The sequence below is a fragment of the Neobacillus niacini NBRC 15566 genome (genome assembly GCF_001591505.1).
In the GTDB taxonomy this organism is placed as follows: domain Bacteria; phylum Bacillota; class Bacilli; order Bacillales; family Cytobacillaceae; genus Neobacillus; species Neobacillus niacini.
On record NZ_BCVA01000008.1, the window covers coordinates 1 to 23952 of the forward strand.

At 38.2% G+C, this 23952-nt stretch carries 28 protein-coding genes, 1 tRNA gene and 1 pseudogene; 25 read left to right on the top strand and 5 right to left on the bottom strand.

Going from position 1 to position 23952, the window contains the following annotated elements; genetic code table 11:
- Both BANA01_RS29860 and BANA01_RS09115 read left to right on the top strand, forming a co-directional pair.
- A partial coding sequence (locus tag BANA01_RS29860) for a 2-keto-4-pentenoate hydratase (protein ID WP_369689644.1) occupies positions 1 to 388 on the top strand: 388 nt, incomplete at its 5' end.
- A gap of 61 nt (positions 389 to 449) precedes the next feature.
- Complete coding sequence (locus tag BANA01_RS09115) at positions 450 to 644, top strand: 4-oxalocrotonate tautomerase (RefSeq protein WP_063252791.1); 195 nt, start codon at positions 450 to 452, stop codon at positions 642 to 644.
- Between the two features lie 50 nt (positions 645 to 694).
- On the opposite strand, the pseudogene BANA01_RS29490 reads toward BANA01_RS09115, so the two are convergent.
- Positions 695 to 990: pseudogene (locus BANA01_RS29490) on the bottom strand (CoA-transferase); the annotation flags it as partial.
- 164 nt (positions 991 to 1154) lie between these two features.
- Here BANA01_RS29490 and BANA01_RS29495 point away from each other — a divergent pair.
- Positions 1155 to 1256: transfer RNA gene (locus tag BANA01_RS29495), tRNA-OTHER, on the top strand.
- Positions 1257 to 1666: 410 nt separating this feature from the next.
- Here BANA01_RS29495 and BANA01_RS09120 read toward each other — a convergent pair.
- Complete coding sequence (locus tag BANA01_RS09120; protein ID WP_063252793.1) at positions 1667 to 2638, bottom strand: bile acid:sodium symporter family protein; 972 nt, start codon at positions 2636 to 2638, stop codon at positions 1667 to 1669.
- A gap of 228 nt (positions 2639 to 2866) precedes the next feature.
- On the opposite strand from BANA01_RS09120, the gene BANA01_RS09125 reads away from it, so the two are divergent.
- From BANA01_RS09125 to BANA01_RS09175, 11 genes are all read left to right on the top strand, one after another.
- A complete protein-coding gene (locus BANA01_RS09125; protein ID WP_063252795.1) occupies positions 2867 to 3046 on the top strand; it encodes a hypothetical protein in 180 nt (59 codons plus the stop codon).
- 228 nt (positions 3047 to 3274) lie between these two features.
- On the top strand, positions 3275 to 3658 hold the full coding sequence (locus tag BANA01_RS09130; RefSeq protein WP_063252956.1) for a DUF302 domain-containing protein: 384 nt from the start codon (positions 3275 to 3277) through the stop codon (positions 3656 to 3658).
- Between the two features lie 153 nt (positions 3659 to 3811).
- A complete protein-coding gene (locus BANA01_RS09135) occupies positions 3812 to 4177 on the top strand; it encodes a rhodanese-like domain-containing protein (protein WP_063252798.1) in 366 nt (121 codons plus the stop codon).
- A gap of 11 nt (positions 4178 to 4188) precedes the next feature.
- Complete coding sequence (locus tag BANA01_RS09140; RefSeq protein WP_063252800.1) at positions 4189 to 4452, top strand: metal-sensitive transcriptional regulator; 264 nt, start codon at positions 4189 to 4191, stop codon at positions 4450 to 4452.
- A gap of 120 nt (positions 4453 to 4572) precedes the next feature.
- Positions 4573 to 5052 (top strand): DsrE/DsrF/DrsH-like family protein, encoded by a 480-nt coding sequence (locus tag BANA01_RS09145; protein WP_063252801.1) that lies wholly within the window; start codon positions 4573 to 4575, stop codon positions 5050 to 5052.
- 44 nt (positions 5053 to 5096) lie between these two features.
- Positions 5097 to 5456 carry a rhodanese-like domain-containing protein gene (locus tag BANA01_RS09150; RefSeq protein WP_063252803.1) on the top strand — a complete coding sequence of 120 codons (360 nt, stop codon included), beginning with the start codon at positions 5097 to 5099 and terminating at the stop codon, positions 5454 to 5456.
- An 18-nt stretch (positions 5457 to 5474) separates the two neighbouring features.
- Complete coding sequence (locus tag BANA01_RS09155) at positions 5475 to 5771, top strand: rhodanese-like domain-containing protein (protein ID WP_063252805.1); 297 nt, start codon at positions 5475 to 5477, stop codon at positions 5769 to 5771.
- 51 nt (positions 5772 to 5822) lie between these two features.
- Positions 5823 to 6398: a sulfurtransferase TusA family protein gene (locus tag BANA01_RS09160; protein ID WP_063252807.1), complete on the top strand. Its 576-nt coding sequence runs from the start codon at positions 5823 to 5825 to the stop codon at positions 6396 to 6398.
- A 50-nt stretch (positions 6399 to 6448) separates the two neighbouring features.
- Positions 6449 to 7576, top strand: coding sequence for an MBL fold metallo-hydrolase (locus tag BANA01_RS09165; protein ID WP_063252809.1), 1128 nt, complete (start codon positions 6449 to 6451; stop codon positions 7574 to 7576).
- An 18-nt stretch (positions 7577 to 7594) separates the two neighbouring features.
- Positions 7595 to 7822 carry a sulfurtransferase TusA family protein gene (locus BANA01_RS09170; RefSeq protein WP_063252811.1) on the top strand — a complete coding sequence of 76 codons (228 nt, stop codon included), beginning with the start codon at positions 7595 to 7597 and terminating at the stop codon, positions 7820 to 7822.
- Positions 7823 to 7869: 47 nt separating this feature from the next.
- Entirely contained in the window at positions 7870 to 8646 is a 777-nt protein-coding gene (locus BANA01_RS09175; RefSeq protein WP_063252812.1) for a sulfite exporter TauE/SafE family protein, read from the top strand.
- Positions 8647 to 8827: 181 nt separating this feature from the next.
- On the opposite strand, the gene BANA01_RS09180 is transcribed toward BANA01_RS09175, so the two are convergent.
- Positions 8828 to 9991, bottom strand: coding sequence for a serine hydrolase domain-containing protein (locus BANA01_RS09180; protein WP_082799453.1), 1164 nt, complete (start codon positions 9989 to 9991; stop codon positions 8828 to 8830).
- A 330-nt stretch (positions 9992 to 10321) separates the two neighbouring features.
- On the opposite strand from BANA01_RS09180, the gene BANA01_RS09185 reads away from it, so the two are divergent.
- From BANA01_RS09185 to BANA01_RS30550, 4 genes are all read left to right on the top strand, one after another.
- Positions 10322 to 12049, top strand: a complete 1728-nt coding sequence (locus BANA01_RS09185; protein WP_063252816.1) for an SGNH/GDSL hydrolase family protein — start codon at positions 10322 to 10324, stop codon at positions 12047 to 12049.
- Positions 12050 to 12120: 71 nt separating this feature from the next.
- The gene (locus BANA01_RS30305) at positions 12121 to 12357 is read left to right on the top strand and encodes a hypothetical protein (protein WP_235847093.1); all 237 of its coding nucleotides are present in this window, start codon (positions 12121 to 12123) and stop codon (positions 12355 to 12357) included.
- 56 nt (positions 12358 to 12413) lie between these two features.
- The gene (locus BANA01_RS30545; protein WP_268875064.1) at positions 12414 to 12626 is read left to right on the top strand and encodes a glycosyl hydrolase 115 family protein; all 213 of its coding nucleotides are present in this window, start codon (positions 12414 to 12416) and stop codon (positions 12624 to 12626) included.
- Between the two features lie 35 nt (positions 12627 to 12661).
- Positions 12662 to 14845: a glycosyl hydrolase 115 family protein gene (locus tag BANA01_RS30550; RefSeq protein ID WP_268875065.1), complete on the top strand. Its 2184-nt coding sequence runs from the start codon at positions 12662 to 12664 to the stop codon at positions 14843 to 14845.
- A 374-nt stretch (positions 14846 to 15219) separates the two neighbouring features.
- On the opposite strand, the gene BANA01_RS09195 is transcribed toward BANA01_RS30550, so the two are convergent.
- On the bottom strand, positions 15220 to 16089 hold the full coding sequence (locus BANA01_RS09195; protein ID WP_063252818.1) for an SDR family oxidoreductase: 870 nt from the start codon (positions 16087 to 16089) through the stop codon (positions 15220 to 15222).
- 185 nt (positions 16090 to 16274) lie between these two features.
- Between BANA01_RS09195 and BANA01_RS29865 the strand changes: the two genes are divergently transcribed.
- Together BANA01_RS29865 and BANA01_RS09200 are read left to right on the top strand one after the other, a co-directional pair.
- The gene (locus tag BANA01_RS29865; protein ID WP_169803672.1) at positions 16275 to 16442 is read left to right on the top strand and encodes a hypothetical protein; all 168 of its coding nucleotides are present in this window, start codon (positions 16275 to 16277) and stop codon (positions 16440 to 16442) included.
- Between the two features lie 262 nt (positions 16443 to 16704).
- Positions 16705 to 17949, top strand: coding sequence for an endo-1,4-beta-xylanase (locus tag BANA01_RS09200; RefSeq protein WP_063252819.1), 1245 nt, complete (start codon positions 16705 to 16707; stop codon positions 17947 to 17949).
- A 74-nt stretch (positions 17950 to 18023) separates the two neighbouring features.
- Here the strand turns inward: BANA01_RS09200 and BANA01_RS09205 are convergent, their stop codons facing one another.
- A complete protein-coding gene (locus BANA01_RS09205; RefSeq protein ID WP_063252821.1) occupies positions 18024 to 18464 on the bottom strand; it encodes a GNAT family N-acetyltransferase in 441 nt (146 codons plus the stop codon).
- Between the two features lie 117 nt (positions 18465 to 18581).
- Here BANA01_RS09205 and BANA01_RS09210 point away from each other — a divergent pair, with 117 nt between their 5' ends.
- The 5 genes from BANA01_RS09210 to katG all read left to right on the top strand — a co-directional run bounded on the left by BANA01_RS09210 (position 18582) and on the right by katG (position 23330).
- Positions 18582 to 19034, top strand: coding sequence for a MarR family winged helix-turn-helix transcriptional regulator (locus BANA01_RS09210; RefSeq protein WP_063252822.1), 453 nt, complete (start codon positions 18582 to 18584; stop codon positions 19032 to 19034).
- A gap of 23 nt (positions 19035 to 19057) precedes the next feature.
- Entirely contained in the window at positions 19058 to 19576 is a 519-nt protein-coding gene (paiA, locus tag BANA01_RS09215; RefSeq protein ID WP_063252824.1) for a spermidine/spermine N(1)-acetyltransferase, read from the top strand.
- A 114-nt stretch (positions 19577 to 19690) separates the two neighbouring features.
- Complete coding sequence (locus BANA01_RS09220; RefSeq protein ID WP_218008389.1) at positions 19691 to 20476, top strand: SDR family oxidoreductase; 786 nt, start codon at positions 19691 to 19693, stop codon at positions 20474 to 20476.
- A 188-nt stretch (positions 20477 to 20664) separates the two neighbouring features.
- On the top strand, positions 20665 to 20847 hold the full coding sequence (locus BANA01_RS09225; RefSeq protein WP_063252828.1) for a Fur-regulated basic protein FbpA: 183 nt from the start codon (positions 20665 to 20667) through the stop codon (positions 20845 to 20847).
- 272 nt (positions 20848 to 21119) lie between these two features.
- Positions 21120 to 23330 carry a catalase/peroxidase HPI gene (gene katG, locus BANA01_RS09230; protein ID WP_063252829.1) on the top strand — a complete coding sequence of 737 codons (2211 nt, stop codon included), beginning with the start codon at positions 21120 to 21122 and terminating at the stop codon, positions 23328 to 23330.
- Positions 23331 to 23952: the final 622 nt, after the last annotated feature.

Below are 23952 nucleotides of genomic sequence, written 5' to 3' on the forward strand. Positions count from 1 at the left end.
CTTGCCGGCACTGGAGATCATTGACAGCCGTTATGAAAACTTTAACTTTACCCATACAGATGTTATTGCTGATAATGCATCTACTTCAAGGGTTGTTTTCGGAAATACACTAAGAAAACCAAGTGATTTTGATTTGGAATTAGTAGGTGCTACACTTTCGATTAATGGTCAAATTAAAGAACTTGGAGCTGGTGCAGCCGTTTTAGGGCATCCAGCCAATGCAATTGCTGTGTTAGCCAATATGCTTGCCAGAAAAGGCGACAAGATTAAAAAAGGTGAAATCATCATGTCTGGTGCTTTAACAAGTGCTGTCCTTTTAAAAGTAGGGGATTTTGTTTCCGGAAAGTTCGACGGACTTGGAGAAGTTACTTTCACTATTGGTGAATAAGATAATTAAAAGTTAAGATATGTTAAGATTGAAATTTATGAAGGATTGAGAGTGATAAATTATGCCTCTTATTCAAGTAAATATTATGGAAGGCAGACCCCCTGAAAAAATAAAAGCATTAATTGAAAATATTACTGATACAGTTGTTGAAACATTAGATGCTCCTAAACAAAGTGTTAGAGTTTTGGTTAATGAAATGCCAAAGACTCATTGGGGAATTGCCGGAGTACCAGCTTCCGAAAAAAATAAAAAATAGTAAAATGTAAACGTCAAATTGTTTCCACCTGTCGATTATCAAAACCAATACTTTATCTTGGACTCACCATACTTATTGACATGTTTCATTATAGTAACAATCCGTTTGCACCGTTAAAGAGATCCGTAGCTCAACCCATATCTTTGAGCAGCTACACGGAATCATCCTATTTACAAGGTCACCCATCTTCAAAACCTTCCATGCGGCCAAGGATGGCTACGTCAATATGCCCGCCACGAATCATTGAAAATGATTCAGTGCTGTCAAAAATGGAAGCTCCAGGCACAGGGGTAATCGTTTCCTTTCCTGCATTAATCAAATCTTGATCTTCCTGACCAGCAAACGGGTTGAATGAGTTGAAGATGTATGAGAAAGGTTATTTTGTTGGTTACAATGAGGGTGGGGAAGAAGAAGAAAAGTTTCGGTGCCGAGTTTGGTGCCAATTTGAAAAAAATTAATGATATTACATAACACTCTAAATCACTGAAACCTTATTCTATAGCACTTTATGGGATTATGTGTCACTAGAAATTACATACGGTATAGAACTTCAAAACTGCCTGAGACCTGCGTGCCAGGTCTGGTGGGTTCGATTCCCACTCAGTCCCGCCAACTCAATAATACCAAGGTTTCTGACGGATTTTTATATTGCATAGACCAGAGGGCACTCGGTCTTTTTTTTATTGACAAGAGCCCAAAGAGTGCCATTTATCTTTTTGATGAATAGGAAGTATTCGAGTACGGTGCATAAGGGGTCCACTGCACCCCTATGTTGATTCAGTCAGATACATAATGAAAGAGTTTTAAATAAAGTGATAGAGGTACAGTCGTAATGGCTGCATTTCTCTCTATTTTTTGCCAATAATTATTGCTGCTAAAGTCCTATGTTCCGGTATTTCGAATGGTGTGAAATAGTTAAATTCTAGAAAGGGGAACTGGCTCACAAAACCCTTTTCACAATTACAAGGAAAAAACCACACCTCCATGTTGTCGTAAATTTCCAACAATGAAGGTGTGATTATCTAGTTTGTTAATTGTGAACTTTTTGAATCCGCATCGACTGACTTATTGTTATCCATCCGATTAAATAGAGTCGCTAATATCGGACCAGATATATTATGCCAAACACTAAAAATAGCACTAGGTACGGCAGATAATGGTGAGAAATGTGCTGAAGCAATGGCAGCGCCTAAGCCGGAGTTTTGCATTCCCACTTCAATTGCAACTGCTTTTTTCTTCGATAAATCCATCTTGAATAGCTTTCCAAAGAAATAGCCCAATAAATAGCCAAGGACATTATGGAGGATCACAACAGCAAAAATGATTAACCCCGTTTTCGCAATGTTTTGTTGGTTAACCGATACTACTGCGGCTACAATCGCAACAATTCCTATAATGGATACGAGCGGAAGGACCTTTACACTTGCCTGCGCTTGACGATTAAATAATTTCTTAATGATTACCCCTAGGACGATAGGTATAATCACAATTTTTACAATGGAAATAAAGAGGCTAGCTGGATCTACTGGAATCCATTCGCTTGCAAGTAATAAAATAAGTGCTGGTGTTACCACTGGTGCAAGTAGTGTAGTCACCGAGGTAATCGTTACACTTAGGGGAACATCGCCTTTTGCCAAGAAAGTCATAACATTAGATGAAGTCCCGCCTGGACAGCAGCCTACTAAAATGACTCCGACAGCGATTTCAGGAGGTAATTGTAATCCTTTTGCAAGTATAAAGGCAAGAGCAGGCATGATTAAAAATTGACCAATAACTCCAATCGCCACATCCTTTGGACGTCTGAATACTTCTTTAAAATCTCCTGTAGACAATGTAAGTCCCATTCCAAACATAATGATCCCTAATAGGAGGGAAATATGTGGTGCTATCCACGTAAATGCGGATGGCCAAAAAAACGAAAGGGCTGCAAATAATAGCACCCAAACAGCAAAGGTACTGCCAGCCAATTGACTTATTTTCTCTAAAACTCTCATTTTTTACACCTCAGACTTTGAATTTTATGTAATGAAAAGTATTATAGAATAGTTTTTGAATAAAAACAATAGTTAGAATATTAAATTATCAAAAAGCTAAAAGAGATAAATTATTGTAAGCGCTTGAATCCGTACTCCGAAAGGAAGGACGAAGGAGCTGAATATGACGGCATAAAAAAGATGATTTCATCATATTTATCACTAATGAGAGGTTAAAGAGGTGAAAACATGTTACGTAATGTTGGCAGAAAATTTATCTTATTTCTAATTGGAAGTTCGGTCTTTGCCGCATTTATTGGTTTTGCCCTGTTTAAGGCTGGCCTCATATCTTTTCAAGGGATACCTCCATCCCAGAATACTAAAGATCATAATCGAAACAGAAGAGTTGGGAAAATTCGAATTTCTTGAAATTCTAAGTAAAGGTGCTTTTGCCGCAAGTAAAGGCGTTTTGGTCATTGTTTTAATATAGGTAGGTTTTTTAGAAAAATAAAAAGTTTAAACATGAAGCATGACTCTGAATTTCGAGTCATGCTTTTTATATTTACCCAAAACGAACTGTTTAGATGTGAAAAAAAACTGGCAGGAGGCATGTCAAAAAAGGTGGGTGATACTAAACAAGAAAGGAGGGAAGAAAACATGTTTGATTATACCGTTATAACGGATAAAACAATTGAGGGGGCCATACAAAGCCTAGAAAAAAGCTTACAAGAAGAAAAGTTCGGGGTATTATGGATGTTTGATATTAAAGAAAAGCTGCAAGAGAAAGGCCTGGAATTTTCCAAGGAATTTAAAGTGCTTGAAGTCTGTAATCCTGTTGAAGCACAGAGGGTATTAAGTGAAAATGAAATGGCAGGATCTTTCCTCCCTTGTAAAATGGTTGTTTATGGGCATGAAGGGAAAACAAAAATTGGAATGCCAAAACCAACTGCACTGATAAGTCTGTTAAATGATGAAAGAATGAAAAATTTTGCTAAAGAAATTGAAGATCGGTTAATTAACGTTATCAACAAAAGTAGATAATGCATTATCTAAACTTTGTTATGCTTCTTTGACCGCTGGATTAAGCGGTCTTTTCAATAGGATGTAAAAATTAAAATTTACGGTTGACTTTATACCTATGGGGGTATATTATAGAACTTGTCATTGCAATTTGTTTCATTCTAGGAGGCATACATGGTATATTTAATTCTAGCGCTGCTCGCAGTAGCAACTATCTTGTATAAAAGATATTTTCCAGTTCTGGGTGTAAAATGTCATCCATTAACAGAACTTGATTTATCTCAAATAGAAATCCTTGATGTCAGAGATTATAACGAATCTTACAAGAACCCGATAGATGGAGCCATTAATATTCCTATATCCTATTTTAAAAGGAATATGCATGAGATACCACATAAAGAATTACATTTGGTTGTATCAAGTTTACTTGAAAGAAATATAGGGATACGGACGCTGCAAAAAAAGGGTTTTCGAGTAGTTGGATATACCTTTGTTCGTAATCATGAATTAAATAAATGTCCATTAGAAATACATTGTTAGGAGGTAAAATCATGGAGTATAATGATCAAGTCAAAAACCGAGTAAAACGAATTGAAGGTCAATTAAGAGGTATTTTACGATTAATGGAAGAAGATAAGGATTGTAAAGATGTTATTACCCAGTTGTCTGCTGCTCGAACTGCAATCGATCGAACAATAGGGGTCATTGTGAGTTCCAATTTAGTTGAATGTGTTCGAAAAGCCGATGAAACAAAAGAAAGAAGTGCCGAAGAGTTAATTAAAGATGCAGTAAACTTATTGGTAAGAAGCCGATAAAAAAGGGTTGACACCCTCTTTTATTTTCGTTACTATGATACCCATAGGGGTAATGGTAAATTACTTTTATTTTTATCCAAATAAATACCCTTAGGGGTAAAAATACAGGAGGTCATAAAAATGACTGAAAAGAAAAAAACTACGATTGTCTTATTAAGCGGTGATTACGATAAAGCAATGGCAGCCTATATTATTGCAAATGGTGCAGCTGCTTATGATCATGAAGTAACGATCTTTCACACTTTCTGGGGGTTAAATGCGTTACGAAAAGATGAGAGCATTTCAGTCGACAAAGGCTTTTTGGAAAAAATGTTTGCTAAAATGATGCCTAGAGGCGCTGACAATATGGGATTATCAAAAATGAACTTTGCTGGTTTTGGTCCTAAGTTAATCAAAAAAGTAATGAAAAAACACAATGCGCTTCCTCTTCCTGATCTTATTGAGATGGCTCAAGAACAAGAGGTAAAATTAATTGCCTGTACGATGACGATGGATTTACTAGGTCTTCAAAAAGAAGAACTATTAGACAACATTGAATATGCAGGAGTGGCAGCCTATTTAGCGGAAGCTGAAGATGGTGATGTAAATCTGTTCATTTAATTTTAATTGGCGGATTTACGCCCCAACATTAGGAGGTTACTAAGATGGAATATATAAATTATGTAATCATGGGACTCTTCCTCTTTTTGATTGTCAATCGTTTCATTCCAACAAAAGGGGTAAGAAATATCTCGACAACAGAATTGAAAAATGAATTAAAAGACAAGAATAAGCAATTTGTTGATGTTCGAACTCCAGGTGAGTATAAAGGCAATCATATTAAAGAATTTAAAAATATTCCTCTTCATCAACTAGCTCAAAAAGCACCCGAGCTTTCAAAAGATAAAGAAGTAGTCGTTATTTGTCAAAGTGGTATGAGAAGTCAAAAGGCTAGTAAGCAGTTAAAAAAACTTGGTTTTACAAACGTTACAAATGTTAAAGGCGGTATGAGTGCTTGGTTTTAGAAAAAGGAGGACTTAAAGATGAGAGAAATGACAGCTAAAGAAGTTGAAACGAAATTAAATGAAGGAACGAAATTAAACATTATTGATGTACGTGAAGTGGATGAGGTTGCATCTGGAAAGATTCCTGGTGCTGAGAACATTCGTTTAGGATTAGTAGAATTCCGTATGCATGAATTAGATAAAGCAAAAGAATATATCATCGTTTGCCGCTCTGGTGGAAGAAGTGCCCGTGCTGTGCAATTTTTAGAGTATCACGGATATAATGTCATTAATATGACAGGCGGGATGATGGCTTGGGAAGGAAAGATGGAATAAATTTTTTTCACACAAATAATACCATGGTGGGTATAAAACGGAGGTTTTAAGATGGAAAACGTTAAAGCAAATGTCATGTTAGACGCAAAAGGATTAGCTTGTCCTATGCCAATTGTCAAAACAAAGAAGACGATGAATGGATTGGAAGCTGGGCAAGTATTGGAAGTTCAAGCAACTGATAAGGGGTCGAAGGCTGATTTAAAGGTTTGGGCTGAGAGCACAGGTCATCAATATTTAGGTACGTTAGAGGAAGGAGACGTATTAAAGCATTACTTACGAAAATCCTCTAGTGATGAAACAATCGACAGAAAACATCCAAATGTTATCGATAATGATGAACTTGAAAGAAAACTCGAAACGGAGGATAACATCATTGTTCTCGATGTTAGAGAAAATGCTGAATATGCGTTTAATCATATCCCAAATTCCATTTCGATCCCATTAGGTGAATTAGAAATACGTTTTGATGAAATAAACAAAGAAGCGGAGATTTATGTTGTTTGCCGAACAGGCAGCCGTAGTGACCTTGCTGCACAAAAATTAACAGAAAAGGGATTTACGAAGGTGACGAACGTCGTACCAGGAATGAGTCAATGGTCGGGGAAAACTACTACTATCGTCAAATAAGATATATTTAATTTTTTTAAAATAAAATATACCATAGGGGGTAATTGAAAGTGACTGTTAAAGCTATGACTTCAAAAGAAGTAACAAAGAAAGTCTTTAATAAGGAAGAATTATTTATTTTCGATGTTCGTAATGAAAGTGACTTTCAGGATTGGAAAATTGAAGGAGAAAACTTCGAGTATTTTAACATTCCCTATTTTGAATTACTAGATGGTGTTGAAGAGATCATCGATAAGATTCCATCAGATAAGGAAGTTTTAGTGGTATGTGCAAAAGAAGGATCTTCTATCATGGTGGCAGAAATGCTCTCGGACGCAGGGCTTAAGGTTTCTTACCTACAGGGTGGTATGAAAGCATGGAGTGAGCATTTAGAACCAGTAAAAGTCGGAGAGTTAAGAGACGGCGGAGAAATGTATCAGTTTGTCCGTGTTGGCAAAGGTTGTTTATCTTACATGGTTGTGTCGAACAATGAGGCTGCGATTATAGACGCCACTCGTATGACAGACATTTATCTTGAATTTGCTGATCGTATTGGTGCAAAAATTACTCATGTTTTTGACACACACCTACATGCCGATCACATTTCCGGTGGTAGAACGATTGCAGAAAAAACGGGTGCAACGTATTGGCTGCCGCCAAAGGACGCAACAGAAGTAACGTTTGCGTATCAGCCATTAGAAGATGGTAATGATGTTGAAAATGGTCATGTGAAAATCAATATCCACGCCTTGTATTCACCAGGTCACACGATTGGATCTACTTCATTTATTGTTGATGAGAAGTTCTTACTCTCCGGTGATATCTTGTTTATTGACTCTATTGGCAGACCTGATTTAGCAGGATTGGCACAGGATTGGGTAGGGGATTTAAGAGAAAGTTTATATAAGCGCTACAGAGAATTATCAGAGGATTTAACGGTTCTTCCTGCTCACTTTATGATTATTGATGAATTGAATGAAGATGGCAGTGTCGCTGAAAAATTAGGAACATTGTTCGCGAAAAACCATGGCTTAAACATAGAAGATGGAAATGAGTTCAGAAAAATGGTTACGGAAAACCTGCCGCCACAACCAAATGCTTATCAAGAGATTCGTGAAACAAATATGGGGAAAATGAATCCAGATTTAGAAAAACAACGCGAAATGGAAATTGGACCAAATCGCTGTGCCGTTCGATAAAAAAAGGAGGTAATAAATATGGAAGCAAATAAAATTTTAGACGCAAAAGGGCTTGCATGCCCAATGCCAATTGTTAAAACAAAAAAGGCGATGAATGATTTAGAAAGTGGTCAAGTACTAGAAATTCATGCGACAGATAAAGGGGCAAAAAATGACCTTACTGCATGGGCAAAATCAGGTGGTCACGAACTAATTAAACACGATGAGGAGAACGATGTGTTTAAGTTTTGGATTAGAAAAGGGTAAGAATATGGGAACCAATCAGGTTCCCTTTTCTTAAGGGGGGAAATACCATGGATTTTGGATTTATTATGATTATTTTCTTAATTGGTTTTATAGGATCCTATATATCAGGAATGTTAGGAATAGGCGGTTCCATTATTAAATATCCGATGTTGTTATACATTCCACCTTTATTTGGTCTGGCAGCATTTAGCGCCCACGAAGTATCTGGAATAAGTGCTGTTCAAGTGTTCTTTGCGACCATTGGTGGTGTATGGGCCTACCGTAAAGGCGGTTATTTAAATAAAACACTAATTGCATATATGGGTGGAAGCATATTAATGGGTAGTTTTGTTGGGAGTTTTGGTTCAAGATTAATGACAGAGGGTGGAATTAATCTAGTTTATGGTATATTAGCATTAATAGCGGCTGTCATGATGTTTATTCCTAAGAAAGGAATCGACGATATACCTCTTGATCAAGTGAAGTTTAATAAATGGCTGGCAGCAGCTCTTGCATTAATTGTTGGAGTTGGTTCTGGCATTGTTGGTGCAGCAGGTGCATTCTTATTGGTACCTATCATGCTCGTGGTATTAAAAATTCCAACTAGAATGACCATTGCGTCCTCATTAGCGATAACTTTCATCTCTTCAATTGGTGCGACGGTGGGGAAGATTACAACCGGACAAGTTGATTTTGTACCCTCGCTCATAATGGTGATTGCCAGCTTAATCGCATCCCCACTTGGTGCAATGGCTGGAAAGAAGATCAATACGAAGATCTTACAAGTTGTACTGGCATTATTAATCTTAGCAACAGCTATCAAGATTTGGATGGATATCTTGTAAGCTTTAAGATTCCGCTAATAGCCCGAATGTTTAAAAATGGTGAAGCTGTTTTATTTTGTGTAAACAAAAGCAATCGACCCAGCATTGCATTGGTCTGGGCGATTGCTTTTGAGTACCAATGATACAACAATTACAAAATAATCATTGTTTTCCTTAAATAATTCAACACATATGCCTTTTCTTAAAGCGAACTATAAATAACCGAGCGAAGCCGTGGCTGATGGTAAGCCTCAAAGTTAGGCAACATTTGCTGCATATACACTGCAGAAAGCTTTTCTTTTGGGTCGATTAATACCCACGTACCCGCTAAACCACACCAGCCAAATTCTCCAATTGAACTGTTACTGCCAGCTAAAGTCGGATCGATCATGACTCTGACACCCAATCCATAACCATAGCCCTTGAGATAGTCCCAATTATAGTACGGCAACACCTCAGGCTGTAGATGATTGGTGGACATTAGTTCTACCGTCTTTCTCCCCAAAATTTTGACCCCGTTAAGCTCTCCGCCGTTTGCCAACATGTGGGCAAATCGACTATAGTCACCTAACGTCGACAGCAGACCTGCACCTCCACTTTCAAACTTGGCTTCTGGTTGATAATACCCATCCAATAAAGAATTTTTGGTTAACTCTCCATTTTCGCTGCGATTGTAAAGGTTGCTAAGACGCTCTCTTTTCTCCTCGGGAATCTTGAAGAATGTGTCCTTCATTTCCAAAGGATCAAAAATCTCATCTTGTAAAAATTGTCCAAAGGATTTACCTGACACGACTTCAATCAGTGCACCTAATACGTCATGACTATAGCCATATTGCCATTGTGTCCCCGGTTCAAAGGCAAGTGGAATCTTGCTGAGCATTTTAAAGAGGGATCTTACATCTAAATTCTCAGAACCGTTGTCGTTATTAAAGTTATTGATCGCCACTTTAACCGAACGTTCCGTTTCATTTCCTTCCCCTCCATAGGTTAATCCGGAGGTCATCATGAAGAGATCTTTGACCCTGATTGATTTTGAAGAGGGTAAAATCGACAACTCTCCGTTTATATTTCTATGGTAAACTTTTGGTTCTTTGAATTCCGGAAGATAATCCTCAAGAGGATCATTCAGCAAAAACAATCCCCGTTCATATAAAATAAGGGCAGCAACACACGTAACCAATTTGGTGTTTGAAAAAATTCTATAAATCGTATCGTGGAAAATTGGTTTTTCAGATTCAATGTCGGCATATCCTATGTAATCTTCAAATACTGTTTTCCCCTGATAGGTAACCGAACAAGCACATCCAGCCGGACCGTTTTCGACAAAGCTTTTTAATAATGGATGTAGTTTTTCAAATGATTTCAAACAACTTCCCCCCTTACGATGCATCGACTTACAGAAAAGTAGATGATACTCCCATTTAACCATTTATTGTTAATTGCAACAAGATTATATTAATAATATAAAGCGATTTCAAAAATGCATTGACCTTTCTGAAAATAATAATAAAATTAATACACATAGACTTTGTTTGTTGAATGAATAAACTTTGTAAATTTAGTAGCAGTAACATTGAAAAAGGTGGTTATTACTTTTAAAAATAACCAAAAGGCTCCCATTGGATCGGCAACAGGTGTCAATTATGAAGCTTCATGTGTCATAAAAATTGATCATTCATAGGAGAGATAGGTAACGATGACAGAAAGCAGATTAATAAATAACGATTTCAAGTCACCAAAAAATCCAGTAGTAAAGAAAGATAGTTTTTTCGTTATGTTCGAGAAAGTGATTGAGGCAACTCCCCGTAATGAAGGGAAGCCTTCGCAGGAGATCTATTTGGATGGAGAACGATTAAAAAGTATTGCCAGGCTTGTAGGTGGCGTGAAGGATGAGGACATCTTGACGCTCCTTGACGATTGTAAGGGTTTCCGCAAGCTTGTGCATAGTATAGGTATAGTGATTAAAACAGATGCTGAAAATGCAGGAAAAATTAATTTTATATTACACAATTATGGAAAGCAAAATAAATATGAAACTGGAACACTGCTAAGAATAGCTTGTCCAACAGATGGAACCGAGACGATTTTAGAACTTGGGGATTTTCAATGGTCCCTAGATGATGATGTTCCAGGTAAATTTGCCTTTGAATTTAACTATCCTGGTGAACTAGCATTGGCAAGTGTCAAATTCTATCTTCATGATAACTATAAGGTACCCGAGATACCAATGGAACCACCGGTTGCATTTGGCTCAAAAGGTTACCAGGCTATGATTAATAAGTCCCTTTTAAGAAAGGGAAACAATCATAGATTAAAAGCAGCTATTGAAAAAGCAGAAGGAGGCGACGATGTTACCATTGCCTATATAGGGGGCTCCATCACTCAGGGCGCTGGTGCAAAACCAATTCATACCCATTGTTATGCCTACCAATCTTATTTGAAATTCAGAGAAATGTTTGGGAAAGATGATGGCGAGAACGTTCATTTCATAAAGGCCGGGGTAGGAGGTACACCATCTGAACTTGGCATGATTCGTTATGAACGGGATATTTTAAGGAATGGAAAAGTAGAACCGGATATTGTGATTGTTGAGTTTGCCGTAAATGATGCAGGAGACGAAACAGAGGGAGTTTGTTATGAAAGCTTATGTTTAAACATACTTTCATCGAAAAACAAACCAGCTGTTATTTTATTATTCAGCGTGTTTGAAAATGACTGGAATCTGCAGGACAGGCTTTCTCCCGTAGGAAAGCACTATGATCTGCCAATGGTCAGTGTAAAGGACGCAGTGGTAGAGCAGTTTAGGCTTACGAAGGAAGACGGAAATATCATTACCAAAAGGCAATTTTTTTACGATATTTATCATCCAACAAATGACGGTCATACTGTAATGGCCGATTGTCTTGCCTATTTATTTTCAGAAACAAAGAAATCTAGTAAAGACCAGGTTGACATCGAAATCGATAAAACGCCGGTTATTGGTAATGGTTTTAAGGATGTTCAGTTACTTGATAGGAGAGATAACACAATAAATGCAACGATAAATATGGGCAGTTTTTATGAATTAGATGCTGATTTGCAAATGGTAGAGATGGATGCAAACCCTTTTGTTATGTCACAATTCCCGAATAACTGGATGCATACAGCTGCTTCGGGAAATGAGAGTTTCAAAATCACGATAAATAGCAAAAGTCTCATCCTTGTTTTTAAGGATTCAGGAAGTAGTGAGTTTGGAATAGCAGAAATATTTGTGGATGGCCAGCATATAAAAACCCTCGACCCTCATGAAGTGAACTGGACTCATTGCAATACTGTAATCCTGTATCAGGAGAATGTATGCCGGGAACATCAGATAGAAATCAAGATGGCTGCCGATCATGAAGACAAATGTTTTACCATACTGGGATTCGGATACACCTTGTAACATTTCATTATTCCTGCAAGGAACCGTAATTTTAAAATAATCGAAACTGGATGTTAAGAAAGGACTTATTTATGAATTTTTTAATTAATCAAGAAATGTTACATATGGGGGCACTATTTTATCAGGAAAAAGAGGCTTTTAGCGGTGTGAATAAAATCGCGGAAAAGGTTATGCATGATGTGGAGTTGGTTTTTGGATATACACCACAAGTAGCCACTGATAAAAAGAAGCTTGGAAAACATGCTGTATTGTATGGAACATTTACGGTCTTTTTCATTTATCTGAGTTGCTTGGTGTTTCTCCGTTAGTAGATTGGTGCGGTGTGAAGCCGAAACGGAAAGATTCATTTTCTTTGGGTGAAGACTTGAAGTACATATCTAAAGAACCATCTGTCCGTTACCGTGGCTTTTTTATTAATGATGAATGGCCGGCTTTTGGTAATTGGACGATGAAGAATTTTGACGGCTTTAATGCGGAAATGTATGATCACGTTTTTGAACTGCTGCTCAGATTGAAAGGTAATTATCTTTGGCCTGCCATGTGGTCTGCCCGTTTTAGTGATGACGGCCAGGCTTAGCAAATGCTGAACTCGCGGATGAATATGGAGTTGTCATGGGGGCGTCCCATCATGAGCCATGTTTGCGGTATGGTGAAGAATATAAGTATCTGCGTGGAGAGAACTCAATTTATGGAGATGCCTGGAATTTTATTACGAATAGAGAAGGAATTACAAGGTTCTGGGAAGACGGCCTGAAGCGCAGTGGCAAATTTGAAAATGTGGTAACGGTGGGTATGCGGGGCGAACAAGATACTACCATTATGGGTAAAGAAGCTACACTGGCTGACAATATCGAGTTGCTGCGAGATGTGCTAAGGACACAAAACCAGTTGATTCGGGAAAATATCAATCCAAATCTTTCAGAAGTGCCAAGAATGCTAGCTTTATATAAAGAAGTGGAACCTTTCTTTTATGGAGATAACGATACACCAGGATTAATGAACTCAGAGGAACTTGAAGATGTCATTCTGATGCTCTGTGATGATAATCATGGCAACTTACGGACATTGCCAACGGAAGAAATGCGTACCCATAAAGGTGGTTATGGTATGTATTATCATTTTGACTATCATGGCGGCCCGATTTCGTATGAATGGATTAATAGTTCCTACCTCCCTAAGATATGGGAGCAGATGAGTATGGCTTACGACTTCGGTATTCGGGACCTGTGGATTGTAAATTTAGGTGATATTGCTACACAGGAATTCCCGTTATCCTTTTTCATGGATTTGGCTTATGATTTTGAAAAATGGGGAACAAGTGCCGTAAATAAGACGGATATTTACACCATGCAATGGATTCAAAAACAGTTTGATGGGATATTCGCTCAGGATGAAGTGAAAAAGGCATTTGAGCTGCTCACAGGTTACACAAAGATTGCTCATAACCGCAGACCTGAGCACATGAATGCAGATGTATATCATCCGGTGAACTACAAGGAAAGTGATTATACATTAAAGCAAATCGATTACCTTTTGGATATTGCTGAAGAACTATATAAGTTTGTGGTTTCTCAGAATCTACCCACTTATTTCTCACTAGTATATTATCCTGCTGTAGGAAATCTCAATTTGCAGAAGATGTGGTTACTTACGGAGAAAAATCATTATGATGCAAAGCTTGGGAAAATGGAAGCAAACAGACTGGCTGACCAAATTAGAGAATGCCTGAAAAGAGATAGGGACCTGGTGGAAGAGTATCATTCGATTGATAAAGGTAAGTGGTACGGAATGGGGCTATCTGAGCATATTGGTTTTATCAACTGGAACGAAGAAGGATGCAGGTACCCGATTCTAATGAATGTCTTACCTGCTAGCAAGCCAAGGCTCATGGTCACGGTGGATGGGACGGAACAGTACACGGAGGGCCCTGCTTGGCATAATAATAATCTCTTTTTAAATGACTTTCTGCAACCTGATATAGAAGAGGCTTCGTTTACAATTTCAAGTTTAAGTGATTTGAACGCAGATTTTAAGATTACTAGCAAAAATCAGTGGCTGATATGTTCGAAAACGAGCGGCAACCTAGATGGGAAGGAAAAAACAAAGGAGGTCATCTATGTGAAGATTGATCGCAGTGCTATGCATGACGAGACAGAAGGCAGTATTGTCGTTGAGATGCCATGCGGCACGGCTACAATAATTGTAAATGCAGCACAGGATGATTTCAGTGATTTACCTGCTATGACCTATGTCGAAACGAATGGATATATATCGATAGAAGCCGAGCATTACTTTCTGAATAAGGAAGCAACGAATCAGTTTGGTAATGTTAATAGATTTAAAGTGCTCCAGGGATATGGCAGGACATTATCTGCCGTGAAGGCTTTTCCAACAACGGAATATTTTACTGCAGGAAAGGACGCACCTTATCTGGAATATCATTTCGTCGTACAGGAAGCTGGAGTGTATGAATTGGAATTATGTATGCAGCCTTCCAACCCTGTCACTACAGAACATACGTTATTCTGTGGAATACAAGCAAATGAGGATATCATTAACATATTAAATACACTCCCAGAAGGATATCGTGTTGATGATCAAAACTGGGCAGCCGGGGTACTTAGTACCATCCGCAGGTACTGTAGCAGCATAAATTGTACGGCGGGGTTAAATACACTAAGGATTTATGCAGTAAGCCCAGGATTTATTTTGGAAAAGCTTGTCATCAATCGGGAAGGCAAGAAACCGGCAAATAGCTACCTGGGCCCGACGGAAACTTATTATGTGGGGAAATGAGTCGTTACAATCTATTACTGTCACTAAAACTCAAAATAGTCGAATGTGAATCCAAGTTAAATAGTATTTAAGAATTAAAACTGATTGCATATATACAGGAGGATCATTATAGACGTGGCAAGTAAGTAAGTAATGTGTTAAAATGAATTTCCTTGGCAGGGGCAACAAAAAGAGCATAAAGAAAGCAGGGGGCATGTTTCATATTCCCTGCTTTCTTCATATCTTAATATAAAAAATCATACATAAGTAATTAAATAAACATTTAAGCGGACCATCCATATACCGGAGGTCCGTTTTAATTGGTGAAAAAACAAAATAAAACATTAATAGAAAACAGTAAGGAATTCCCTTATTTTAGGGCTGTTTTTAGAAACCTACCCATTAACGACTTGTCCACCATTAACATGCAGAATTTGTCCAGTTACATAGGATGAATCTGAATGTGAGGCGAGGTAGACAAATGCAGGAGCAACCTCCTCCGGCTGTCCAGGACGCTTCATCTGTGAATCCTGTCCAAATTTACTTACTTCTTCCGCAGTAAACGTAGAAGGAATAAGCGGTGTCCAAATAGGTCCTGGAGCGACTCCATTTACCCTGATTCCTTTCTCAGCCAGCTGAAGGGCAAGAGACCTTGTAAAGGATGTTATGGCACCTTTTGTAGAAGAATAGTCGAGCAGCTTTGGATTCCCTTTATATGCAGTGATGGATGTTGTATTAATAATGGCACTTCCTTCCTTAAGGTGAGGTAACGCCGATTTTGTTAAATGGAACATAGAAAAAACATTTGTCCGGAATGTCTTTTCCAGCTGATCTGTACCGATATCCATAATGCTGTCCTTAGGGTGCTGTTCACCCGCATTGTTTACAAGGATATCAAGGCCGCCAAGCTCATCTACCGTTTGCTGTACAGCTTCTTTACAGAAGGATTCATCACCGATGTCCCCAGCAATTAATAGGCACCTTCCACCGTGCTCCTCAACCAGCTGTTTCGTTTCTTCGGCGTCGTTGCTTTCATTTAAATAAATAATCGCAACATTTGCTCCTTCCTTTGCGAAGGCAATTGCTACTGAACGTCCAATTCCACTGTCTCCACCAGTAATAATTGCATTCTTTCCTTGTAACTTGTCGCTTCCTTTGTAGTTCGGATTTTCGGATTCTGGAAGTGGCCTCATTTCCTTCTCCATCCCTGGCTGCTGGTTTTGTTCTTGTGCGGGTAATTTGCTTGGGTATTGTTCATTGTTCATGGAAAAATGATACCTCCTAAAAATATACTATGGTAATTCAGTACCCGTTAGATAAAGGTAATAAACCCCATTATTGTTTCGAATCTTTTAATCTTATAAAATCGAAAAAAATGTAGAAAAATGGAAAACGAAAAATGTTAAAGAGCTCGCGGGAAGGGGAATGATAAATATCAAATACAGCTCAGATGAATATTGTTGCAAGATATGTTGTTAATGGAATGAACAATACTCTTATGGGGGAATGGAAAATGAAAATCTTTAAACCGGAATGGCTTTCATTAAGCAAAGAAATCAAACTGAAACTAATTCGTTTAGCGATATTGGAAAACAAGAATAGGTACTTATCACGGTGATTAAGCAGTACCATATTTGTGGTGCTGCTTTTATTTTTTTAAAATTTACATCGAATAGCCACATTGTAGATAATTGATACTTTAAAGGTAGTAAATAATACCACTTTGGGGGTAACTACCTTTAAAAGTAAAAGTAAGACCTTTACTTTGTCTGGTATATAGACAAAGTTATTTGCGTTACAATAAATTCAGAAAAGGAAGAATAATTTTCACCTTAGCTTAGACTTTTTCAAAAATCTATTAATAAAGAGGAGATTAAGACATGCTAAAAGTTTTACGTAAACCTATTATTTCTGGATTAGCTTTAGCTTTATTATTACCGGTTGGGTCAGCAGGTGCCGAAACGAATATTTCAAATAAGCCAAGTATTAGCGGATTAACAGCTCCGCAATTGGACCAAAGATACAAAGATTCTTTTACTATTGGAGCGGCGGTGGAACCCTCTCAATTGTTAGATTCAAAAGACGCACAAATGTTAAAGCGCCATTTTAATAGTATCGTAGCAGAAAATGTCATGAAGCCGAGCAGTCTACAGCCAGTAGAAGGGCAATTTAACTGGGAACCAGCAGATAAACTTGTTAAGTTTGCGAAAGAAAATGGAATGGACATGCGCGGCCATACGCTTGTCTGGCATAGCCAAGTACCAGATTGGTTCTTTAAAGATGGAAATGGAAATTCAATGGTAGTTTGGCAAAATGGAAGACAAGTAGTTGCTGATCCAGCAAATCTTGAGGCTAACAAAGAGCTTTTACTAAGCCGCTTAGAAAATCATGTTAAAACGGTCGTATCACGTTATAAAAATGATATAAAATCTTGGGATGTTGTCAATGAAGTAATTGATGAGTGGGGCGGGCAGCCTGATGGTTTACGTCTATCTCCATGGTTCCTCATCACCGGGACAGACTATATTAAAGTTGCTTTTGAGACAGCCAGAAAATATGCTGCTCCAGACGCTAAGTTATATATCAATGATTACAATACAGAAGTAACACCAAAGAGAACCTACCTTTACAACCTGGTAAAAAGTTTAAAAGAGCAAGGTGTTCCTATTGATGGTGTTGGGCATCAGTCACACATCCAAATTGGCTGGCCTTCTGATAAAGAAATTGAAGATACTATTAACATGTTTGCCGATCTAGGATTAGATAACCAAATTACCGAGCTTGATGTTAGTATGTACGGCTGGCCTGTAAGAGCGTTTCCGACTTATGAAGCAATTCCAGGACAAAAATTCATAGATCAAGCAGACCGTTATGATCGATTATTTAAGATATATGAGAAATTAGGAGATAAAATCAGCAATGTAACATTCTGGGGTATTGCCGATAATCATACATGGTTAAATGACCGTGCAGATGTTTATTATGATGGAGATGGCAATGTTGTAACACTGCCAAATGCTCCATATACTAAAATGGTACCTAGATCAGGAAAAGATGCACCATTTGTATTTGATCCAGAATACAATGTAAAACCAGCCTATTGGGCAATTATCGACCACAAATAAGATAATAGAAAATCAGCTCCAAGGTTTTTGGAGCTGATTTTTTTAGATATATGGGTAACTCGACCTTACTATCATTATTTACTAGACAATTCTTTAAGCATAAGAATATGGGGGATACCATCCTCCATAAAGATATCAGATGCAGTCTGATAACCAAGTTTTTTATAAAAACCTTCCGCATGTGTTTGTCCATGTAATTTAACCTTCTTAGCTCCTCGTTCAGCAGCAAGTCCTTCTAATGTGGCTAGAATGACTTTTCCAAGACCGAATTTACGGTATGGCTCGAGTATACAGATTCGCTCCAATTTTCCTACTCCATCGATGAACCGTAACCTTCCCGTTCCGACTGGTTGATCCTGTTGATAGACTAAAATGTGTTCACAAATTCCATTCAGTGTATCAAATTGATCAAATTCATCCTCTAGCGGTACCCCTTGTTCTCTCACAAATACTTCTTTTCGAATAGCAAATGCTGCTTTTAAATCTTCATCGGTCGTTACTCTTTTTGCATTCATTCTATCAGTCCTTTTTATCCATTTGTTTTTGTTGTAAATGCAACAAAAATAGGTTACATTTAAATTATACCATCTTTATAGTAAATGCAACAAAAAATGAAGGTTAAGGAGTTTATCATGAAGGAAATTTTGCGAGAAATCGGAATGATCGCAAGGGCATTGGATTCCATCAGTAATATAGAATTTAAAGAATATGACCTTACAAAGGGGCAGTATTTGTACCTTGTCCGAATTTGTGAGAACCCTGGAATCATTCAAGAAAAGTTAGCTGAAATGATAAAAGTAGATCGAACAACAGCAGCCCGTGCCATAAAAAAACTTGAAATGAATGGTTTTATTGAAAAGAAAGAAGATGAACGTAACAAAAAAATTAAAAAACTTTATCCAACAGAGAAAGGGAAAACAGTTTATCCTTTCATAGTAAGAGAAAATAATCATTCCAATAAGGTAGCATTATCCGGATTTTCCGAAAAAGAAGTAGAAACTATTTTTAATCTTCTTCAAAGAGTAAGAAAAAATATAGAAATAGACTGGGATTTTGTAAAAAAGGGGAACAAGAGAAATTATTGATTTATAAGGAGAGGCAGATATAAATGACGATTACTATAAAAAAGTGTACCCATGAGGATTTATACCAACTTCAAGAACTTAGTTATCAAACATTTAATGAGACATTTAAAGATCAAAACACACCCGAGGCGATGGAAGCCTATATAGAAAAGGCATATAACTTAAAACAATTAGACAAAGAAATAGCCAATATTTCTTCTCAATTCTACTTTATTTTTTTTAATAATGAAGTTGCTGGATATTTAAAGGTCAATATTAATGACGCTCAGTCTGAAGAAATGGGTGATGAATCACTCGAAGTTGAGAGAATTTATATTAAGAAACAGTTTCATAAGCATGGGCTTGGGAAAGTCCTGCTAAATAAAGCTGCGGAAATTGCACTGGAATGTAGTAAAAAGAAAATCTGGCTGGGCGTATGGGAAAGAAATGAAAATGCGATCGCTTTTTATACGAAAATGGGATATGTGCAAACTGGAGCCCACTCTTTTTTTATGGGTGAAGAAGAACAGACAGACTTTATCATGACCAAAACACTCCAATAACATTTTTTATTAAAGATTATAAGAGTTTACAAAAATTTCAATAATTATTTATTACCAGCAGGAAATGCCCATTGAAAAGAATTTATAATGTAGATAGTTGAATTCTTCATGGAAATGGAGTTGGCATGTACGATGAAGCATGTTGTAATAACGGGAAGTACAAGAGGAATTGGGTATGGACTGGCCAGGGAATTTCTACGATTAGGCTGCAGGGTGACGATAAATGGACAGTCACAGGAAAGTGTGGATGCTGCAATGCAAAGTTTAAGAATATTGTATCCCGATACTGTCGATGGTTTCGCTGCAGCAGTAGGTAAACGAGACGAGATGGAGCAATTATGGAAATGCGCCGAAGAAAAATTTGGCACGATCGATATTTGGATCAATAATGCAGGAATTGACCAAGAGCGGAAATACTTTTGGGAGCTGGAAGAAAAGGCATATGACCAAATTCTTGATACCAATCTAAAAGGTGTAATGAACGGCTGCCATGTAGCCTTCAATCACATGTTAAAACAAGGTTCCGGCCAAATTTTTAATATGGAGGGCTTCGGCAGCAACGGGATGATGCGCGAAAAGATGACGTTATATGGAACATCAAAAAGTGCTGTCAGCTACTTTACCCGCTCTTTGGCTATCGAGGCCAAGCAGACAACTATTAAAGTAGGCACGTTAAGCCCTGGAATGGTTGCGACTGATTTTTTAAGGAAATCTCTTGATGAGCACAACCGGAAAATCTTCAATATTTTAGGCGACAAGGTCGAACCAGTAACAAAATTCCTTGCACAGAAAGTCCTCGGTAATCAAGAAAACGACGCCAGCATACATTGGCTGACCAAGCCAAAAGTAATGTGGCGATTTGCCAGCTCAATGTTTAAAAAAAGGGATATTTTTAATTGATATTTTGATAAAAAGACTGGAATAAATATATAAACAAACGATGGCGTTTCTACAATAAAGTGGAACCGCCTTTACTTTTTTTAATTCCTACTTTACAGATAGGAATTATAAGTTTATAATAAGATTAATCAAATAAACGATTGTTGTATTCAAGGGAAAGACTTTGTAAATCTAAAGGAGTGTTTCTGATGAGAAAAAATGATGAAAAAAAGCGGCAAAAACTTATTAATAAATTAATCTTTTTAAATGTTTATAATAAAGATGATCAAAAGCTTTCCGAAATGTCACTATCAAAATTAGAATATGAGTATAGAAGATTTAAATTATCAAACCATCCGCATGATGTGTATGGGTCTATTCAATGGGTATAAATTAAATATGATTACCTTTCACTGCATGGTGTTTTTCACACCTGCAGTTTTTTTGTGCAGAAAACGTTCAGATTTTCCATTTACCAGTATTGGAAAGCCTATGGTTTTAAGGTCCTTTGTGACAAGTTTGTGATTATTTTGGCTATTTTATCAATTTTTAGTAATAGCTTAGTAGAATATAAATAGAATAGTTATTGTCAGGAGTTTGTAGTTTTTGACCACTAGAAAGAATAATTATTTGTTCTTTATTTTACAAAGAGAGGGGAAAAACGATGGACGTTAAAAACAATGCTAAAGCAGAAGGGTGCCCGTTTCATCACGGAGGCGCTACTAGTAACAAATCTAGCGGCACGACGAATCAGGATTGGTGGCCAAACCAGTTAAATTTAAATATTCTTCATCAACATGACAGAAAATCTAACCCTATGGGAGAAGACTTTGTTTATACAGAAGAATTTAAAAAACTAGATTACTATGCTCTTAAGCAAGACCTTCAGAAGCTCATGACAACCAGTCAAGATTGGTGGCCAGCAGACTATGGACATTATGGTCCATTCTTTATCCGAATGTCGTGGCACGCTGCAGGTACTTATCGTATAACCGATGGCCGAGGCGGAGGCGGAACGGGTGCACAGCGTTTTGCTCCACTGAATAGCTGGCCTGACAACGGCAACCTCGATAAAGCTCGCAGGCTCCTGTGGCCGATTAAGCAAAAGTATGGCAACAAGATTTCTTGGGCCGACTTGCTCCTTTTAGCAGGTAATGTTGCGATTGAATCCATGGGAGGCAAGACTTTTGGTTTTGGAGGAGGACGTGAAGACATCTGGCATCCAGAAGAGGATATCTACTGGGGAACTGAAACAGACTGGCTGGGTGATAATCGTTACTCTGGTGATCGGGAACTGCAAAATCCACTTGCTGCTGTTCAGATGGGACTTATTTACGTGAATCCTGAAGGTCCAAACGGTAACCCAGATCCAGTTGCAAGTGCCCGTGATATCCGGGAAACCTTTGCCCGGATGGGAATGAACGATGAAGAAACAGTGGCACTCATTGCGGGCGGTCATACTTTTGGTAAGGCGCACGGTGCAGGAGATGCTGCTCATGTTGGTCCAGAACCAGAAGCTGCTCCTATTGAAGCAATGGGCTTAGGGTGGTTAAGCACACACGGAAGCGGTAAGGGGCATGACACCATTACCAGCGGAATTGAAGGTGCTTGGACGGCTAATCCAACACAGTGGGACAATGGTTACTTTAATCTATTGTTTAAATATCAATGGTGGCTTACAAAGAGTCCGGCAGGTGCCTTTCAGTGGCTTGCTGTCAATCCTGATGAAAAGGATCTTGCACCGGACGCTGAAGATCCATCCGTAAAAGTTCCAACGATGATGACCACAGCGGATATGGCTTTACGCTATGATCCTGAATACGAGAAGATATCACGTCGTTTCCATCAGAATCCAGAAGAATTTGCGGACATGTTTGCACGTGCATGGTTTAAACTTCTTCATCGTGACATGGGTCCTAAAGAGAGATATCTAGGTCCAGAGGTGCCAAAAGAAGATTTAATCTGGCAAGATCCGGTTCCGACTGTTGATTATGAATTAACAGACAGTGAAATAGAAGATCTTAAAGGGAAAATCCTAAACTCAGGACTAACAATCAGCGAGTTAGTCACAACGGCTTGGGCTTCTGCCAGTACCTTCCGTGGCTCAGATATGCGCGGCGGCGCGAATGGTGCACGCATCCGTCTTGCTCCACAGAAGGATTGGGAAGTGAATCAGCCGGAGCAGCTTGGAAAAGTGCTTCAGGTATTCGAAGACCTACAAGGTAAATTAAAGAAGGAAGTCAGCCTTGCTGATTTGATTGTACTAGGAGGAAGTGCTGCCATAGAAAAGGCTGCGCGTGATGCAGGCTTTGATGTAACCGTTCCTTTTTCACCTGGACGTGGCGACGCTACTGAAGAGCAAACAGATGTTGACGGCTTTGCCGTGCTTGAACCTATCGCGGATGGTTTCCGTAACTATCAGAAGGATCAGTATAGAGTGAGTCCGGAAGAGCTTCTAGTGGATAAGGCCCAACTTTTAGGCCTTACCGCACCAGAAATGACAGCTCTTATTGGCGGTATGCGTGTGCTAGGTACCAACTACGGTGGAGCAGAACACGGTGTATTCACTAAGCGTGTAGGTACACTCACAAATGATTTCTTTGTTAATTTGCTCGACATGGGAATTGAGTGGAAGCCTGTGGAACAAAACGTATATGTAGGACGTGATCGTAAAACAGGTAAAGTCGTGCGTACGGCAACCAGAGTAGACCTTGTGTTTGGTTCAAACTCTGTTCTACGTGCAATTGCAGAGGTGTATGCACAAGACGATAACCATGAGAAGTTTGTACGGGACTTCATCGCTGCTTGGGTCAAGGTCATGAATGCAGATCGTTTTGATCTTAAGTTGAAGAGAGCTCAAAAAATAAGCATTTAACGTAACAAAACCTGGGACTTTCCAGGGATAAGCATGTGCCTGTCATTATGCTGTAAATTGTCGGTTTCTCTTCTACATAATTCGGTTGGATTGTTTTTCACATCATGGTCATTTCAACGATTGTCTTAGCTGAAGTTTATGTAGGAATTACCTATTTATTAGGGATTTAAGAAGAGATGCTTTTATAGAAACGGGTTCCGTTAACTATCGCAAACATTAAATATGTAATGTAGAATGACCTCCAAATTGTATGGTAATTTGGAGGTCTATTTTGTTGATATAAAGGGATTTTCATAATGTTCTGGGAGAATTTTGCTTTGCATTTACAATAGCCAATGTACCCCCGCAAGATATACTTCATTTAAGATCAGCCTTTGTTATAACTGAATGTTGATTTCACTACAAATGAAAAATAAAAGAAAGAATTCCGACTAATTTATGAAATATCCATTTTTCCTTAATAATAAGGGGAGCTTTTCCGTTTAAATTGTCAAAAACCATAGATTTTACCTTGTTTTGAGCAGTTACCCGGAATATCTCCGCTTATATCCACTCCTTAAGCTTCCCTATACATATTAGCAGGAAATTCTCCGCCTAATCTTATACCTGCAAGAAAATCGAT

What these genes read in the sequence shown, in the direction of transcription:
- BANA01_RS09115 (WP_063252791.1), top strand. Translation starts at nt 450, where the DNA reads ATGCCTCTTATTCAAGTAAATATTATGGAAGGCAGACCCCCTGAAAAA.
- BANA01_RS09150 (WP_063252803.1), top strand. Translation starts at nt 5,097, where the DNA reads ATGGAATATATAAATTATGTAATCATGGGACTCTTCCTCTTTTTGATT.
- paiA (WP_063252824.1), top strand. Translation starts at nt 19,058, where the DNA reads ATGACGATTACTATAAAAAAGTGTACCCATGAGGATTTATACCAACTT.
- katG (WP_063252829.1), top strand. Translation starts at nt 21,120, where the DNA reads ATGGACGTTAAAAACAATGCTAAAGCAGAAGGGTGCCCGTTTCATCAC.
- BANA01_RS09145 (WP_063252801.1), top strand. Translation starts at nt 4,573, where the DNA reads ATGACTGAAAAGAAAAAAACTACGATTGTCTTATTAAGCGGTGATTAC.
- BANA01_RS09140 (WP_063252800.1), top strand. Translation starts at nt 4,189, where the DNA reads ATGGAGTATAATGATCAAGTCAAAAACCGAGTAAAACGAATTGAAGGT.
- BANA01_RS09195 (WP_063252818.1), bottom strand. Translation starts at nt 16,089, where the DNA reads ATGAACAATGAACAATACCCAAGCAAATTACCCGCACAAGAACAAAAC.
- BANA01_RS09225 (WP_063252828.1), top strand. Translation starts at nt 20,665, where the DNA reads ATGAGAAAAAATGATGAAAAAAAGCGGCAAAAACTTATTAATAAATTA.
- BANA01_RS09175 (WP_063252812.1), top strand. Translation starts at nt 7,870, where the DNA reads ATGGATTTTGGATTTATTATGATTATTTTCTTAATTGGTTTTATAGGA.
- BANA01_RS09125 (WP_063252795.1), top strand. Translation starts at nt 2,867, where the DNA reads ATGTTACGTAATGTTGGCAGAAAATTTATCTTATTTCTAATTGGAAGT.
- BANA01_RS09135 (WP_063252798.1), top strand. Translation starts at nt 3,812, where the DNA reads ATGGTATATTTAATTCTAGCGCTGCTCGCAGTAGCAACTATCTTGTAT.
- BANA01_RS09220 (WP_218008389.1), top strand. Translation starts at nt 19,691, where the DNA reads ATGGAGTTGGCATGTACGATGAAGCATGTTGTAATAACGGGAAGTACA.
- BANA01_RS09170 (WP_063252811.1), top strand. Translation starts at nt 7,595, where the DNA reads ATGGAAGCAAATAAAATTTTAGACGCAAAAGGGCTTGCATGCCCAATG.
- BANA01_RS09120 (WP_063252793.1), bottom strand. Translation starts at nt 2,638, where the DNA reads ATGAGAGTTTTAGAGAAAATAAGTCAATTGGCTGGCAGTACCTTTGCT.
- BANA01_RS09210 (WP_063252822.1), top strand. Translation starts at nt 18,582, where the DNA reads ATGAAGGAAATTTTGCGAGAAATCGGAATGATCGCAAGGGCATTGGAT.
- BANA01_RS29865 (WP_169803672.1), top strand. Translation starts at nt 16,275, where the DNA reads ATGAATATTGTTGCAAGATATGTTGTTAATGGAATGAACAATACTCTT.
- BANA01_RS09205 (WP_063252821.1), bottom strand. Translation starts at nt 18,464, where the DNA reads ATGAATGCAAAAAGAGTAACGACCGATGAAGATTTAAAAGCAGCATTT.
- BANA01_RS09200 (WP_063252819.1), top strand. Translation starts at nt 16,705, where the DNA reads ATGCTAAAAGTTTTACGTAAACCTATTATTTCTGGATTAGCTTTAGCT.
- BANA01_RS09185 (WP_063252816.1), top strand. Translation starts at nt 10,322, where the DNA reads ATGACAGAAAGCAGATTAATAAATAACGATTTCAAGTCACCAAAAAAT.
- BANA01_RS30305 (WP_235847093.1), top strand. Translation starts at nt 12,121, where the DNA reads ATGAATTTTTTAATTAATCAAGAAATGTTACATATGGGGGCACTATTT.
- BANA01_RS09130 (WP_063252956.1), top strand. Translation starts at nt 3,275, where the DNA reads ATGTTTGATTATACCGTTATAACGGATAAAACAATTGAGGGGGCCATA.
- BANA01_RS09160 (WP_063252807.1), top strand. Translation starts at nt 5,823, where the DNA reads ATGGAAAACGTTAAAGCAAATGTCATGTTAGACGCAAAAGGATTAGCT.
- BANA01_RS09155 (WP_063252805.1), top strand. Translation starts at nt 5,475, where the DNA reads ATGAGAGAAATGACAGCTAAAGAAGTTGAAACGAAATTAAATGAAGGA.
- BANA01_RS30550 (WP_268875065.1), top strand. Translation starts at nt 12,662, where the DNA reads ATGGGGGCGTCCCATCATGAGCCATGTTTGCGGTATGGTGAAGAATAT.